This is a genomic window from Acidimicrobiia bacterium (genome assembly GCA_030584185.1).
Classification (GTDB): domain Bacteria; phylum Actinomycetota; class Acidimicrobiia; order Spongiisociales; family UBA11373.
This window is the reverse complement of sequence record CP129495.1, coordinates 1977091-1992487: the sequence shown is the minus strand read 5'-3', so window position 1 is coordinate 1992487 and position 15397 is coordinate 1977091. Positions and strand designations below refer to the sequence as shown.

Sequence of the window (15397 nt, the reverse complement as noted above, 5' to 3'; positions counted from 1 at the left end):
CTCCCGGCGGTGAGCACCCCGATCCGCAGCCTGACCGCCGTGATGATCCTGCTCGCCGCCTGTGGCGGCGAGGCCGCCCCCTCTACCTCGACCACCACCAGCGCGCCTCCCTCCACGACCACGAGCACATCGACCACCAGCACCTCGACGACGACAACCACCGTCCCTGCCACCACGACTACGACGAGCAACGTGGTCACGCTTCCACCCGAGGGCTACCGGTCCCCCGTGAACGGCCTGTCCCCGCCGCTGGAGACCCTGCTCGACAGGAGGGCGATCTCGTTCAAGATCGACAACCACCCCGAGGCCAGGCCCCAGTCGGGCCTGCAGGAGGCCGACGCCGTCATCGAGTTGCTGGTGGAGGGTGGGTTCACCCGCTTCATCGCCGTCTTCCACGATGACGACTCGGAGTACCTGGGGCCGGTGAGATCGCTGCGCCCCACCGACTCGACGCTGATGCCGGCCATCCCGTCGGTATTGGTGATGTCCGGCGGGCAGCCCTGGGTGCAGTCGCTCACCGCCAGCCGCAAGGTGCGCCTGCTCGGGGAGAGCACCTCGGGCCTGTTCCGCACCTCCTCCCGGACGGCACCCCACAACCTCTACGCCGACACCGCCAAGGTTCGCGCCGCCGCCGACGCCCGGGCGATCTCCAACGACCCCCCGCAGTGGCTCTACCGGGTCGACGAGTGGGAGATCCCGGACGCGACGGCGACCGAGGTGATCCTCCACTGGTCGCAGAACTCGGTGATCACCTGGCGTTACGAGGGTGGCCGGTACACCCGCTGGATGGGTTCGACCCCGCACGAGTACCGAACCGAGAGCGGGGAGAAGGGCCAGATCACCGTTGACGTGCTGGTAATCCTCGCCGGGCGGCAGTACACCGCCGAGCCGCCCGGAGGCGACGGCACTCCGGTTCCCGCCACCGACACCGTGGGAACCGGGACCGCCTGGGTGATCTCGCGCGGAGCAGTCTGGACCGGAACCTGGGAGCGGGAGGCCATCACCGATCAGTTCCGGCTCCTCGGCCCCGACGGCGAGGAGGCCGTGGTTCCGGCAGGGGTGCCCTGGGTGTCGATCTTCCCCGGGGGAAACCAGATCGAGATCTCGGGCCCATGAGTACCGGTCGGGAGCCCGGGGCCGCAGTCGAGGCGGCCCTGGGAGCCGCCGGCGACGACGATCTCAACGCGTTCATCTCGGTCGATGAGGACGCCCTCGAACGGGCCCGACTGATCGACGAGGACGACCGTCCCGGGCCGCTCGCCGGCAGGCCCGTCGCCCTCAAGGACCTGATCGACCACTCCGGCCGGACGACCACCGCCGGATCTTCGTTCTACCGGCACCTGGCGACCCGCTCGGCGACCGTGGTGGAGAGACTGGAGGCGGCGGGCGCCGTGGTGATGGGCCGCAACAACCTTCACGAGTTCGCCTTCGGCTTCTCCTCGGAGAACGCCTGGTTCGGCCCGGTGCGCAACCCCTGGGATCCGACCCTCTCGGCCGGCGGTTCCTCCGGCGGTTCGGCGGCGGCTGTGGCGGCGGGCATCGTGCCGGTGGCCATCGGCACCGACACCGGGGGATCGGTGCGGGTGCCGGCGGCCCTGTGTGGCTGCGTCGGCCTGAAGGTGGGACACGGCCGGGTGCCGCTCACCGGTGTGTTCCCGCTGTGCGGCTCTCTGGACACGGTCGGCCCGATTGCCCGCACCGTCTCCGACGCCGCCGCCGCCTTCTCGGTCATCGCCGGCCACCACCCCGCCGACCCCTGGTCGTCGCCAGAACCGGTGGAGGCGACCGGTGGCGCCGCCACCCTCGAGGGGCTCCGGGTCGCCGTTCCCCATCCCTGGGTGGATCGCCCCCTCGACCCCTGGCTGAAATCCGGTTTCGAGTCCTTCGTCGCCGGCCTGGCGGACGCCGGCGCCGTGGTGACGGTGGTGCGCCTCCCTTCGCTCGACCCGGATGCGCTCCCCCCGGCGACCTACGCAGAGGCCGGAGCCGTCCACCGCCGCTGGTTCGAAGAGGATCCCGAACGCTACGGCCCATCGGTCCGATCCCGCGTCGCCGCCGTGATCGATTTCGACGCAGACGCAGTGTCCGAGGCACACCGATGGCGTGCCGGCCTGCGCCACGCCTTCGCCGGCGCCTTCGCCTCCACCGACCTGCTGCTGACGCCGACCACGGCAGCGTGGCGAAAGGTGATCGGGGTCGACGAGGTCGAGGTCGCCGGGACGAGGGAGGGCTACCGAGGGGCGTTCTCGTGGTTCACCACCCTGCCCAGCCAGGCCGGCCTTCCCGCCCTGGCCCTGCCCGTGGCCGGCACGGCGGCCCCGGGCAGGCCGCCGGCGTCGGTGCAGCTGATCGCACCGCGCCACCGGGAGCCGGCACTGCTGGCGATCGGGCTGGCGCTGGAGGAGGCGGGACTCGTCGGGTTCTCGCCACCGGTCCGAGCCGAGAGCGGCCAATTGCCAACCGACCGACCCTAGAGTCGGCATCGTCGCGCCGGATGGACCCGTCGCAGATGTACTTACAATGCCCCACGCCGTGATCCAACTGGACGAAACCGCCGAACCGGGCTCCACACGAGCCCACTCTCCGGCACACCCGGCGACCCCCTCCGAGGAGTGATCGGACCATGTCCGAAGCCCCCACCGTAGAGAACGTCGACCGCGACACCGAAGAACTGCACGCAGTGGCCATCCGCTTCGCCGGAGACTCCGGCGACGGCATGCAGGTGGCCGGTGCCCGGTTCACCGACGCCTCGGCGATCTTCGGCAACGACCTCTCCACCTTCCCCAACTTTCCGGCGGAGATCCGGGCCCCTGCGGGAACGCTTCCCGGTGTCTCCTCGTTCCAGGTCCACATCGCCGATCGCGACATCCTGACGCCGGGCGACCAGCCCGACGTACTGGTGGCGATGAACCCGGCGGCCTTGAAGGCCAACCTCGCCGACCTGGCGCCGGCGGGGATCCTGGTGATCAACACCGACGCCTTCGACGAACGCAACCTGGAGAAGGCCGGCTACACCTCGAATCCGCTCGAGGACGGCTCACTGGACGCATACCGGGTGCTCAAGGTGCCGATGGAGGACCTCACCAAGAAGGCGGTCGAAGGCTCCGGCGTCAAGGGCCGCGAGGTGCTCCGTTCCAAGAACTTCTTGGCTGTCGGGCTCATGGCGTGGATGTTCCACCGCCCCTTGGAGCCGACCCTGACCTGGATCGCCGACAAGTTCGCCAAGAGCCCCGAGGTGCGTGCCGCCAACGAGATGGCGTTTCGAGCCGGATACAACCTCGGGGAGACCACCGAGATGTTCCGGCACACCTATCAGGTGCCTCCGGCCCGACTCCCTGCCGGCACCTACACCAATGTGACCGGCAACCAGGCGCTGGCGTGGGGCCTGGTCGCCGCCGCCCAAGCGGCTCGCCTCCCCCTCTTCTACGCCTCGTACCCGATCACCCCGGCTTCGGAGATCCTCCACGAGCTCTCCCGGCATCGCAACTTCGGGGTCCGCACCTTCCAGGCAGAGGACGAGATCGCAGCCGCCGGTGCCGCACTGGGCGGGGCGTTCGCCGGTCACCTGGGGGTGACCGGTACCTCGGGTCCGGGCCTCGCACTCAAGAGCGAGACCATCAGCCTGGCCCTGATGACCGAGCTGCCTCTGGTGATCGTCGACGTGCAGCGAGGCGGGCCCTCGACCGGCCTGCCCACCAAGACCGAGCAGTCGGACCTGCTGATGGCGATGTACGGGCGCCACGGGGAGGCGCCCCTGCCCATCGTGGCGGTCTCCAAGCCCTCCGACGCCTTCGAGTGTGCCATCGAGGCCGCCCGCATCGCCCTCAAGTTCATGACCCCGGTCATTCTCCTATCGGACGGTTACATCGGCACCAGTGCCGAGCCCTGGCTGCTTCCCGACCTCGACTCGCTCCCCGACATCTCCGTGCCCTTCACCACCGAACCCAACACCCCCGACGGGGAGTACCTCCCGTTCCTGCGCGACGAGACGACGCTGGCCAGGCCGTGGGCCGTCCCCGGGACACCCGGGCTGGAGCACCGCCTGGGCGGCCTGGAGAAGGAGGACGGCACCGGGAACGTCTCCTACAACCCGGCCAACCACGAGCGGATGACCATGCTTCGTGAGGGCAAGGTGGCCGGGATCGCCGCCGACATCCCGCCCGCCGAGGTCGAAGGGGAGGAGGGAGCCCGGGTCCTGGTGGTGGGATGGGGATCGTCCTACGGGGCGATCGCCGCCGGAGTGCACCGGGTGCGCGCCCGGGGACGGAAGGTGGCCCGCGTCCACCTGCGCCATCTCAACCCGTTCCCGGCCAACCTGGGCGAGGTGCTGGGGTCCTACGACCGGGTACTGGTCCCGGAGCTGAACCGGGGCCAGCTGTGGCGCCTGATCCGGGCCGAGTTCCTGGTCGATGCCGAGCGCTTCACCAAGGTCCAGGGCCAGCCGTTCAAGGCGAGTGAGATCGAGACAAGGCTGATGGAGATGACCGAATGACCGTCGAGTACTCCCGGCAGGACTTCCAGACCGACCAGGAGGTGCGGTGGTGTCCCGGCTGCGGCGACTACACGATCCTGGCTTCGGTCCAGAACTTCATGGCCGAGGCCGGAATCGCCCGGGAGGACATCGTCTTCATCTCCGGCATCGGGTGTGCCGCACGCTTCCCCTATTACATGAACACCTACGGGATGCACAGCATCCACGGCCGGGCACCGGCCATCGCCAGCGGTGTGGCCGTCGCCCGGCCCGACCTCTCGGTATGGGTGGTGAGCGGTGACGGCGATGCCATGTCGATCGGGGGCAACCATCTGATCCACACCCTCCGCCGCAACGTCAACGTCAAGATCCTGCTGTTCAACAACCAGATCTACGGCCTGACCAAGGGGCAGTACTCCCCAACCTCGGAGGTGGGGAAGCGGACCAAGTCGAGCCCGTCGGGGTCGATCGACCACCCGTTCAACCCGGTGAGCCTTGCCCTGGGGGCCGAGGCCTCGTTCGTGGCCCGCACCATCGACATGGACCGCCCCCACACGCAAGAGATCCTGGCGGCGGCGCACGAGCATCGCGGGGCGGCGTTCGTCGAGATCTACCAGAACTGCAACGTGTTCAACGACAAGGCGTTTGCCGCCCTCACCGGACGGGAGGAGCGCGAGGTGAATCGGATCAACCTCACCCACGGTGAGAAGGTCGTGTTCGGACCCGACGGTTCCCGGGGAGTGGTGATCGAAGGGGGTTCGGCACGGATCGTGGAGGTGGCCGAGGTGGGGATCGATGCCGTCCACGTCCACGACGCCCACGCCGACGACCCTGCGGCGGCGTACGCCCTGAGCCGGCTGAGCCATGGCCCGTTCGGACCGACCCCGGTCGGGATCTTCCGCTCCAAGGAGCGACCCGTCTACGAGGACACCCTCCAGGGGCAGATCCACGACGCCCAGGCACGCAAGGGTCCAGGCGATCTGGCGGCGCTCATCGCCTCGGCTGGCACCTGGACCGTCGGCTGAGACCCTCGTCGGCTCGGCCGACGGCAATCGGAGTCGGTGCCTGCAAACAGCCGTCGCCCGATTCGTGATCGGAGCGGTTGTCGCTCCCCAACCCGGCCCGACACGCCGTCGGATCACGACCCGGCCATCCTGAGCCGGTGCTCGCCGTGTCCCTGATGACGACGCTCCTCGCCGCCGGGTTCGGCTTCGATCTCATGCGACGCTGGGCGAAGGCGCCGGGTCGCCGTCACCTCCTCTGGTGGGGCCTGGGGGTCGTCCTCTACGGCCTGGGAACCGGCGCCGCCGCTCATGTCGAGAGATTCGGGTGGTCTCCTGCCGCCTTCCGCATCTGGTACACCGCAGGCGCCGTGCTCGGCGGAGCGATCCTGGCGCTGGGGACGGTGCACCTGCACCACCGGGCCGAGACCGCCTCCCAGATCGTCCGCACGGTTGGAGTGGTGGCGGCCGGATGCACCCTGGCAGTGATGATGTCCCCGGTTGCCCCCCTGCCGTCGGGGGATCTGGCCGGAGCGTCTCTCGGATGGGGGTGGGTGCGCATCTTCACGCCGTTCCTCAACGTGTTCGCCGTCACCTACCTGGCTGGAGGAGCCATACGATCCGGGTGGCAACGCCTGGGAGGCGGAGGCGGCGGAACGCAGGTGGCGGGGAACGCTCTCCTTGCTCTGGGTGCGATCACCCCGGCGCTGGGAGGGGTGGCCTCCCGTCTCGGTGGGGCCGCTGCCCTCCCCCCGACTCTGCTGGTCGGCCTGGTTCTCATCTGGGTCGGCGCCCGGCTGGCGGGACGCCCCCGGGGTTAGGCGCCGCCGAGGACCTCGATCGCCTCTGCCATGGTGAACCGCCCCTCGGTCACCTCGCGCCCGACGACGATTCCCGAGAGATGCCTGCCTCCGGCCTGAAGGGTGACCAGGGACCGCAGGTCGTCACGATCCCTGGCGCCCCCGGCGGCGATCACCGGCTCATCTGCGAGTTCCAGGGCCCGGCGAAGGATCCCCAGGTTCGACTGCTCCTCCAGGGCGTCGCGCCCCGCCTCGGAGACGAAGAAGGCGGCCACCCCTGCCGACGAGAGTTCCAGCAGGGCCTGCTCCATGTACACCCCGCTGTCGACCATCCACCCGCGGATCGCCAGTTCCTCGTCGGGCCGGACGTCGAGCCCGACGGCGATCCGGTCCGGGTAGTCGCGGCACAGGTCCCACAGCGCGACCTGGTCTTCGATGGCGGCGGTGCCCATCACCACCCGCGAGGCGCCGTATCCGAGGAGCCTCTCGACCTCGGAACCGGATCGGACCCCGCCTGCCACCTGAACCGGGACCGACACCGCCTCGATGATGTCCCGTATCAGCGGCCGGTTCTCGTAGTCCCCATAGGCGGCTGCATCGAGATCGACCACGTGGAGGTGGTCGGCTCCCTTGCTCACCCAGCCCATGGCGCGCGCCACCGGGTCGGCGTCGAGGGCAATGGCGTGGCGGACGTCTCCGTGGGGCAGCCGAACAGCACGGCCGTCGAGGATGTTGATGCGGGCGTACAGGTCCACCCGCAGAGCCTACGCCCGACGGCGACGCTGTGAGGGCTCAGAGGGCGGCGAACGGATCTCCTGAGGCGGCCCAGACCCCGACGAACACCTCTTCCCCGAGGAACTCGGAACGGAGGTCTGCGGCGGCTCCGCGCACCCAGGACTCGGCAGAGAACTGAGTGGAGTGACACAGAAGCGCGCGATGCTTGGTCTCGGCGAACCTCGAGACGTCCCGACGGAGGGTGAGGAACCGGGACAGGAACCCGGTGGCCGGCTCCTCCCCCGGATCGTCGGCGCCGAGGTCGGCCTGCATCGCCCGCCGCACCCGGATCATCCGATCGCGCGACCAGGAGGCCCACAGCAGTGTCTCCGGCTCCCAGGGCTCACCGAACTCGGAGACGGGGAAACGCCCCCGGTCGGGAGCGCCGAAGAAGGCGGCGGTGCCAACGCGGTGCACCTGGACGTGGTCGGGATGGCCGTATCCACCGAACGGGTCGTAGGCGGTGACCACGGTCGGTCGACGATCCCGGATCAGGCGCACCAGCCGGCCGGTGGCCTCCATGAAGTCGGCGTTCCAGAAGGCGTCTCGTCGGGAGTTCTCGGGTGTTCCCATCATCCCCGAGTCGCGGTAGCCGAGGAACTCGATGTCCGTCACCCCGAGGACGGCCAGGGCGGCGCGCTCCTCGGCCTCGCGCATCTCGCCGAGACGGGGGCGGACCGACTCCGGGTCGGGCTCGCCGTGGATCTCGCCGGCCTCACCCCGGGTGGCGGTGACCACCGTCACCGGGACCCCTCGCCCGGCCAGCTCGGCCATGGTGCCCCCCATCGAGATCGACTCGTCGTCGGGGTGGGCGTGAAAGGCGAGGAGTCCAGCCATGACGGGGCGACACTAACCATCCCCGCCGACCATGCCGCCGGTACCCTCGCCGCCGATGACCGCCCGTCGAGCCACCGCCGCCCTGCTCCTCGCCCTGGCGGCGGCGACACCGATCTCGCAGGCGGCGGCGAGCCCCGAGCCTCCGGAGCCGCCCGAGAGGCGCGAGCGGGTGGTCATCCACGCCGTCGGGGACATCCTGCTCTGCGATTGTTTCGAAGGGACCTTCCGCCGGATGGGTCACGACATCGCCTTCACCGGGATGCAGGGCATCTTCCTGCGCGACGCACTCACCATCGCCAACCTGGAGTGCGCCCCGGCGGACGGCGGCGCCATCATGTCCAACAAGCCGAACAATCTGCGCTGCGACACATCGGCGCTTCCGGTCCTGGCGAAGTACGGCATCGACGTCACCGTGATGGCCAACAACCATGCCGGGGACTTCGGCTTCGAGAAGCTGGTCGAAGGGCGACGAAACCTGGAGGCACTGGGGCTCAACCCGATCGGGGCCGGCGCCGACCAGTCCGAGGCGACGCAACCGGCGGTGTTCGAACGTGGCGGCTGGACGATCGCCGTGGTGGCATTCTCCGGGGTGACCGGGCTCACCTACACCTCCGCCTACCCCGCCGGGCCGGCGCTGATCAACCCCTGGTTCGCAGAACCGGATCATCCGGGCGTGGCGCCGGCTCGCTTCGACCTGATGCGAGAGGTGGTGTCGGCCCTGGACCAGCAGGTGGACATCGTGCTGGTCTCACTTCACCAGGGTGAGTACAACGAGACGCGAATCCCGACCGAGCTGGAGAGGGAGCGGGCCGAGACCCTGATCGAAGCCGGGGCGGACGCCGTGATCGCCCACCATCACCATCGCCTGCTTCCGTTCGAGTATTTCCAGGACCGCCCTATCTTCTGGGGGATGGGCAATTTCGTGTGGAGCGCCCAAGGCCCGGATCGCGACGTGACTGCGGTCGCCGAGATCGTGGTGGAGCGTGACGGCTCGATCACCGCTCGGTTGATCCCGGCCTACCTGGCCTCCGACAGCCACCCGGTGCTCGAGGGATCACCCGATCCGAGCGTCGTGAGCCGGTTCTGCGGCTCCTTGCCGACCAGGCCCGCCGACGCCGCCGGCACGCCATGACCGGTTCGCCACATGGTGCTTTTTCGCGTCTTCGACTAGCGTTGCCATCCCCTCGGGGCGACTCGCCCCCAGGGAAGCCGCGCAGAAGGCCGGAGACCATGCGCCCCAGCAGAGCAGCCAGCATCGGACTCGCCGTGGCGTTGACGGCTGCTCTCGCCATGGTTCCTGCATCCCCGGCCGAGGCCAACCACGCCGCCCCCTTCGACGGGCCCCAGCACGAGTACGGCGAGGTGGTCGACTACCCGATGGTGTTCCCCGTCGGCGGCGAGAACCGGTACAGCGCCTCCTTCTGGGCGGCGCGGGGCACCGGCATCCACCACGGGATCGACATCATGTCGCCGAAGATGACCCCTGTGGTCGCCGTCGCCGACGGCGTGGTCGGCCGGTACAACGGCGGCACCAACCAGGCCTGGATCGACAGCTACAGCAGATGTTGCACGCTGTGGATCGCCCACGACGACGGCTGGACCTCCAAGTACATCCACCTCAACAACGACACCCCGGGCACCGACGACGGCCAGGGTTGGGGGATAGCCCCCGACCTCGCCCTGGGCACTCGGGTGCAGGCCGGCCAGGTGATCGGCTGGGTGGGCGACAGCGGAAACGCTGAAGGCACCTCGCCCCACCTCCACTTCGAGCTCATGGACCCCGACGGCGTGCTCGTCGACCCCTACGAATCCTTGCGTTCCGCGGCGACCGGCATCCCGCCGACGATCTGCAAGCCGGCGACCGCCAGCCTGGACAACCTCCTCGGGAGCAACACCCTCATCAAGCAGGACACCAGGGGCGTCGAGGTTCGCGAGCTGCAGGCCTTCCTGGCAGCGGTCGGGCACGATCCGGGCCCGATCGACGGCGTGGCCGGATCCAAGACGATCACCGCACTGCGCGCCTTCCAGGAGGCCAGGGGCATCGCCGCCGACGGGGTGGTCGGCCCAACAACCAGGCAGCACATCGACCGGATCGGCAAGGTGCTCCCGGTGGTCCCGGCGCTGGACACCACCAACCGGATCCTCCGACCCGGCTACCGCGGAGAGGACGCCAAGTCGATGCAGAAGCTGCTCGCCCTCGCCGGCTACGACCCCGGCCCCGCCGACGGCGTGTACGGGCCGAAGACGGAGGCTGCGGTGGCGGCCTTCCAGAGGGCGTACGGCGGCCTCGACATCGACGGAAAGATCGGACCCGCCACCCGGGCCGCCCTGGCGACCTTCCTCGGCCTGGGCAACGTCAAGGCCTGCAGCGGCTGACCAGGTCGCTCCTCGCCGTGGCGCTCGTGGCCTCGCTGTCCGCCTGCGGAGGGGATTCCGGAGCCGATGCCGGCTCGATCGCGACCTACGACCTGGCCGTGCAGGAGGTGATCGCATCCATGACCGCCGACACCTTCGCCGCCGTGCCCGCCGGATCGACACCAGGCCGGGAGGCCATCTCGACCGTGGTGGAGGCGCGCAGACGTGCCGCGGAGGCGCTGGAGGCTCTCAGCCCTCCCGCCGAGATGGAGCCGGAGCACCTGGTGCTGGTGGAGGCCCTTCGCCGGCTGGTGTCCGGAGGTGAGGCGTTCCTGGCCGACACCGAGTCCCTCGATCCTGAAGCCTTCGTGGCGGCACTGGAGACCTCGACCGAGGTCGACGCCCTGGCCCGGGCGGTGGCAGCGGCCTGCTCTGCGTGGGAGGACCGGAGCGAGAACCTGGGGATCGCGGTGGAGCTCGCCTGCTGATGCGGGGCACGGGCTAGCCTCGCCGTTCATGCCCCGGGACACCTTCTCCCACCGCGTGCAAGTCGCCGCCCGCCCCGCCGCCGTGTGGGACGCCCTGCAGCGGGCCGAAACCTGGCAGGGGTTCGGAATGATCGACGAGATGGCGGACGTGGTCACCACCGACTCCGGGCTGGCGTCGTTCTCCTGGACCGCTCTGGTGGCCGGCCGGACCTATCGGGGGTCGGCGATCGTCGACGAGTCGCGGCCCCTGAGGGGGATGAGCCTCACCCTCGAGTCCGCCGAGATGAGTGGCGTCATGGTGCTCGAGATCCAGCCCGAGGCGGGGGGCACCACGGTGGCGGCGGCTCTCACCGCCCAGTCGCGTGGCGTCCTCGCCGGGCTGTTCTGGGGACCGGTGGCCTCCGCCCTCGGCGGTGGCCTGAGGAGCCAACTGGACGAGTTCGCCGCCTCGTTCGGATAGCGGGGGGCGTCAGCCCTCTTCCACCTCGGCGAGGGCCCGTGCCAGCTCCCGCGCCTGGTCTCGATCCCCCTCGGCGATCTCGGCCCGGTCGGTGAGCAGCGTCACCTCGTTGCGAAACACCTGGAGGAACCCGCCATGGATCGCCAGGGTGATGGTGCCGCCGCCGGCGGCATGGATCTCGGACGATCCGGTGGCAAGCGCCGCCATGGTCGGCTCGTGGTCGGCCAGGATGCCGATCTCGCCTTCGGTGGTCCGGGTTGTCAGCATCTCGGCTTCTCCGGACCACACGATCGCCTCGGGCGAGACCACGTCGAGGTGGAAGGCCTTGCTCACACCGACCTCGATCCCCCGAGGGCATGCCGGTCATCACGCATTGGCCATCTCCTTGGCCCGCGCCAGGACGTCTTCTATGCCGCCCTGCATGTAGAAGGCCTGCTCCGGAATCTGATCCACCTCGCCGTCGACGATCATCTTGAAGGAACGGATCGCCTCCTCGAGCGGGACCGTCTTGCCGGGGATACCGGTGAACTGCTCGGCCACGTAGAAGGGCTGGGAGAGGAACCGCTCGATGCGGCGGGCACGGCCCACCGTGAGGCGGTCGTCCTCCGACAGCTCGTCGATGCCGAGGATGGCGATGATGTCCTGCAGGTCCTTGTAGCGCTGCAGGATCTGCTGCACCTGCCGCGCCACGGTGTAGTGCTCCTCACCGACGATCAGCGGATCGAGGATCCGCGAGGTCGAGTCGAGCGGGTCGACCGCCGGGTAGATGCCCAGCTCGGAGATCTTCCGGGAGAGCACCGTGGTGGCGTCCAGGTGGGCGAATGTCGTGTGCGGTGCCGGGTCGGTGATGTCGTCTGCGGGCACGTACACCGCCTGCAGCGAGGTGATCGACCGCCCCTTCACCGAGGTGATCCGCTCCTGGAGCGCTCCCATCTCGTCGGCCAGCGTCGGCTGGTACCCCACCGCCGAGGGCATGCGCCCCAGCAGCGTCGACACCTCGGACCCCGCCTGGGTGAACCGGAAGACGTTGTCCACGAAGAGCAGCACGTCCTGGCCCATCTCGTCGCGGAAGTACTCGGCCATGGTCAGTGCGGAGAGACCCACCCGGAGGCGCACCCCGGGCGGCTCGTCCATCTGGCCGAACACCAGGGCCGCCTTGTCGATCACCCCCGACTCGCGCATCTCCCGGAAGAGGTCGTTGCCCTCACGGGTGCGCTCGCCGACGCCGGCGAACACCGAGACGCCGCCGTGCTCGGTGGCCACCCGGTGGATCATCTCCTGGATGACCACGGTCTTGCCCACCCCGGCGCCGCCAAACATGCCGATCTTGCCGCCCTTCACGTAGGGCTCGAGCAGGTCGATGACCTTGATCCCGGTCTCGAACATCTCGCTCTGGGCGGAGAGGTCGTCGAAGTCCGGGGCGGGACGGTGGATCGGCCAGCGGGTGGCGAAGTCGATGGTCGAAGGATCCACGTCCAGGGGCTCGCCGAGCACGTTGAAGATGTGTCCCAGTGTCTGCTGGCCCACCGGCACGCTGATCGGCGCTCCCGTGTTGCGCACCGGAGCACCCCGCACCAGGCCGTCGGTGGGCTTCATGGCGATGGCCCGCACCCGCCCCTCCCCCAGGTGCTGGGCGACCTCGGCCACCACCGTCTGCGAGGTGCCTTCGATGGCGATGTCGAACTCGACGGCGTGATACACGTCGGGGAGCCCGTCTGGCGGGAACTCGACGTCGACCACCGGGCCCGCCACCTTGACGATCCGGCCGATGCTGACTGCTTCGCTCACTGTTCTCCTCCTCGATTCATCCGCGGGTCAGCGCCTCGGCACCGCCGACGATCTCGGAGATCTCGGTGGTGATCTCGGCCTGGCGGGCCTGGTTGGCCTGCCGGCTGAGCACCCGTGTCAGTTCTTCGGCGTTCTCGGTGGCCGCCTTCATGGCGCGGCGACGGGCGGCGTGCTCGGAGGCCGATGCCTCGAGCAGGATGCCGAACACGGCCCCTTCGACGTAACGCGGCAGCAGCCGCCCCAGGATGGCGTCGGCCGACGGCTCGTAGGTGTACCCCACCGGCCCTGCGGCGTCATCGCCGCCGGCGGGCGGTTCGATGGGGAGCAGGTTCCAGGTGGAAGCCGTCTGGGTCAACGCCGACTGGTAGCGGGTGGTGAACACCTCGACCGAGTCGACGGTGCCTTCGGCGAAGTCGTTCATCAGCACGTTGGCGATCCCCCGGGCGTCGCCGTACCCGGGGGCGTCGGTGACCCCCAGGAAGGTCTGCTGCACGATGTATCCGCGATAGCGAAAGTAGGCGGCAGCCTTCTTGCCGACGACGTAGATCCGCAGGTCGCGGCCGGCGCCCTTGAGGTCGATCAGCCTGCCCTCGGCGAGACGCAGCACGTTGGTGTTGTAGGCCCCGGCCAGACCGCGATCCGAGCTCACCACCAGTGCGCCGACGGTCCCCGCCGGGCGGGCCTCCAGGAGCGGATGGCTGGCGCCCCCCGATGCAGCCGCCACGTTGCGGATCACCTCGTTCATCTTGCGGGTGTAGGGCTGAGCGGCGGCCACCCGGCTCTGCGCCCGCACGATCCGGGAGGCGGCGATCAGCTCCATGGCGCGCGTGATCTTCATCGTCGACTGGACGCTCTTGATCCGTCTCTGGATGCGGCGAAGCTCGGCGCTGGCCATCGGCTGGCTACTCCCCCAGGAATCGCGGGACGAACTCGCCGATTGCGGCGTCGAGCGCCTCCCGATCGGGCAGGGTCCCGGAGTCGACGATCTGCGCCAGCAGGGCGGGATGGTGGGTGGCGACGTGGTCGGCCAGGGCCTTCTCGAACTCCGAGATCCGCTCCACCGGAATCCGATCCATGTGGCCGTTGCTCACGGCGTAGATGGAGATCACCTGGTCGGCCACCGGGACCGGGGAGTACTGAGGCTGTTTGAGGACCTCGACCACCCGCCGTCCCCGCGCCAGCTGCGCTTGCGATGCGGCGTCGAGGTCGGAACCGAACTCGGCGAACGCCTCCAGTTCCCGGAACTGAGCCAGGTTGAGGCGCAGGGTGCCGGCCACGCCCTTCATCGCCTTGATCTGGGCGTTGCCACCCACCCGGGACACCGAGATGCCGGCGTTGATCGCCGGGCGGACGCCCGAGTAGAAGAGGTCGCCCTCCAGGTAGATCTGCCCGTCGGTGATCGAGATCACGTTGGTGGGGATGTAGGCGGAGACGTCACCGGCCCGCGTCTCCACGATGGGGAGACCCGTGAGCGACCCGGCACCGAGGTCGTCGGAGAGCTTGGCGCAGCGCTCCAACAGCCGGCTGTGCAGGTAGAAGACGTCGCCCGGGTAGGCCTCACGGCCTGGCGGACGGCGCAGCAGCAGCGAGATCGACCGGTAGGCGACCGCCTGCTTGGAGAGGTCGTCGAAGATGATCAGGGCGTGCTCGCCCTCGTACATCCAGTGCTGGCCGATGGCCGAGCCGGAGTAAGGGGCATACATCTGCAACGCCGGGGACACTCCCGCCGAGGCGTTGACCACCACGGTGTACTCCATGGCGCCGTTGCGCTCCAGGGTGTCCACGACCTCGGCGACCGTGGACGCCTTCTGGCCGATGGCAACGTAGATGCACTTCACGCCGGAGTCGCGCTGGTTGATGATGGTGTCCACCACGATGGCGGTCTTGCCGATCTGGCGGTCGCCGATGATCAGCTGCCGCTGGCCGCGGCCGATCGGGGTCATGGCGTCGATCGCCTTGATCCCGGTCTGCAGGGGCTCGTGCACCGGCTGACGCTCGACCACGGTGGGGGCCTGGGTCTCCAGGAACCGGGTCTCGGTCGCCTCGATCGGCCCTTTTCCATCCAGCGGGTTGCCCAGGGGGTCGATCACCCTGCCCAGCAGGGCGTCGCCGACAGGAACCGAGAGCACCCTGCCGGTCTGACGCACCGGGTCGCCCTCCTGGACGTGCTTGGCCTCGCCCATGAGCACGGCGCCTATCGAGTCCTCCTCGAGGTTGAGGGCGACGCCGAAGAGGCCGCCGGGGAACTCGAGCAGCTCGGAGGCCATGGCGTCGGGGAGACCTTCGACCCGGGCGACGCCGTCACCGATCGAGATGACTCGGCCCACGGTGGCGGCCTCCAGGGACGGGTCCCAGCCTTCGAGGTTGCGGCGCAGCGCCTCGGCGATCTCCTGGGGATTGATGGTCAGTTCGGCCATTGCGGT

15 protein-coding genes are annotated in these 15397 nt (G+C 69.5%); 9 read left to right on the top strand and 6 right to left on the bottom strand.

What is annotated here, in order from left to right:
- The first annotated feature begins 9 nt into the window (after positions 1 to 9).
- From QY307_10295 to QY307_10275, 5 genes are all read left to right on the top strand, one after another.
- Positions 10 to 1116: a DUF3048 domain-containing protein gene (locus tag QY307_10295; protein ID WKZ82458.1), complete on the top strand. Its 1107-nt coding sequence runs from the start codon at positions 10 to 12 to the stop codon at positions 1114 to 1116.
- On the top strand, positions 1113 to 2474 hold the full coding sequence (locus tag QY307_10290; GenBank protein ID WKZ82457.1) for an amidase: 1362 nt from the start codon (positions 1113 to 1115) through the stop codon (positions 2472 to 2474). The genes QY307_10295 and QY307_10290 overlap by 4 nt, the downstream gene beginning before the upstream one ends.
- Positions 2475 to 2623: 149 nt before the next feature.
- Positions 2624 to 4492 (top strand): 2-oxoacid:acceptor oxidoreductase subunit alpha, encoded by a 1869-nt coding sequence (locus QY307_10285; GenBank protein ID WKZ82456.1) that lies wholly within the window; start codon positions 2624 to 2626, stop codon positions 4490 to 4492.
- Positions 4489 to 5496, top strand: coding sequence for a 2-oxoacid:ferredoxin oxidoreductase subunit beta (locus QY307_10280; GenBank protein ID WKZ82455.1), 1008 nt, complete (start codon positions 4489 to 4491; stop codon positions 5494 to 5496). Before QY307_10285 ends, QY307_10280 begins: the two co-directional genes overlap by 4 nt.
- Positions 5497 to 5573: 77 nt before the next feature.
- Entirely contained in the window at positions 5574 to 6293 is a 720-nt protein-coding gene (locus QY307_10275) for a hypothetical protein (GenBank protein WKZ82454.1), read from the top strand.
- Here QY307_10275 and QY307_10270 read toward each other — a convergent pair.
- Together QY307_10270 and QY307_10265 are read right to left on the bottom strand one after the other, a co-directional pair.
- Positions 6290 to 7027, bottom strand: a complete 738-nt coding sequence (locus tag QY307_10270) for a HisA/HisF-related TIM barrel protein (GenBank protein WKZ82453.1) — start codon at positions 7025 to 7027, stop codon at positions 6290 to 6292. The genes QY307_10275 and QY307_10270 overlap by 4 nt on opposite strands.
- 37 nt (positions 7028 to 7064) lie before the next feature.
- Positions 7065 to 7883: a PIG-L family deacetylase gene (locus QY307_10265; GenBank protein WKZ82452.1), complete on the bottom strand. Its 819-nt coding sequence runs from the start codon at positions 7881 to 7883 to the stop codon at positions 7065 to 7067.
- Between the two features lie 55 nt (positions 7884 to 7938).
- Between QY307_10265 and QY307_10260 the strand changes: the two genes are divergently transcribed.
- From QY307_10260 to QY307_10245, 4 genes are all read left to right on the top strand, one after another.
- Positions 7939 to 9015, top strand: coding sequence for a CapA family protein (locus QY307_10260; protein ID WKZ82451.1), 1077 nt, complete (start codon positions 7939 to 7941; stop codon positions 9013 to 9015).
- Between the two features lie 98 nt (positions 9016 to 9113).
- On the top strand, positions 9114 to 10259 hold the full coding sequence (locus QY307_10255) for a peptidoglycan-binding protein (GenBank protein WKZ82450.1): 1146 nt from the start codon (positions 9114 to 9116) through the stop codon (positions 10257 to 10259).
- Between the two features lie 17 nt (positions 10260 to 10276).
- Positions 10277 to 10726, top strand: coding sequence for a hypothetical protein (locus tag QY307_10250; protein WKZ82449.1), 450 nt, complete (start codon positions 10277 to 10279; stop codon positions 10724 to 10726).
- Between the two features lie 28 nt (positions 10727 to 10754).
- Positions 10755 to 11186, top strand: coding sequence for an SRPBCC family protein (locus QY307_10245; protein WKZ82448.1), 432 nt, complete (start codon positions 10755 to 10757; stop codon positions 11184 to 11186).
- Positions 11187 to 11195: 9 nt separating this feature from the next.
- Here QY307_10245 and QY307_10240 read toward each other — a convergent pair whose 3' ends face one another.
- The 4 genes from QY307_10240 to atpA are packed head-to-tail and all read right to left on the bottom strand — an operon-like array spanning position 11196 to position 15391.
- Positions 11196 to 11519 (bottom strand): F0F1 ATP synthase subunit epsilon, encoded by a 324-nt coding sequence (locus QY307_10240; protein ID WKZ82447.1) that lies wholly within the window; start codon positions 11517 to 11519, stop codon positions 11196 to 11198.
- A gap of 33 nt (positions 11520 to 11552) precedes the next feature.
- Entirely contained in the window at positions 11553 to 12974 is a 1422-nt protein-coding gene (gene atpD / locus QY307_10235; protein ID WKZ82446.1) for a F0F1 ATP synthase subunit beta, read from the bottom strand.
- A 16-nt stretch (positions 12975 to 12990) separates the two neighbouring features.
- A complete protein-coding gene (locus QY307_10230; protein ID WKZ82445.1) occupies positions 12991 to 13869 on the bottom strand; it encodes a F0F1 ATP synthase subunit gamma in 879 nt (292 codons plus the stop codon).
- 7 nt (positions 13870 to 13876) lie between these two features.
- The gene (atpA, locus tag QY307_10225; protein ID WKZ82444.1) at positions 13877 to 15391 is read right to left on the bottom strand and encodes a F0F1 ATP synthase subunit alpha; all 1515 of its coding nucleotides are present in this window, start codon (positions 15389 to 15391) and stop codon (positions 13877 to 13879) included.
- Between the last annotated feature and the right edge of the window lie 6 nt (positions 15392 to 15397).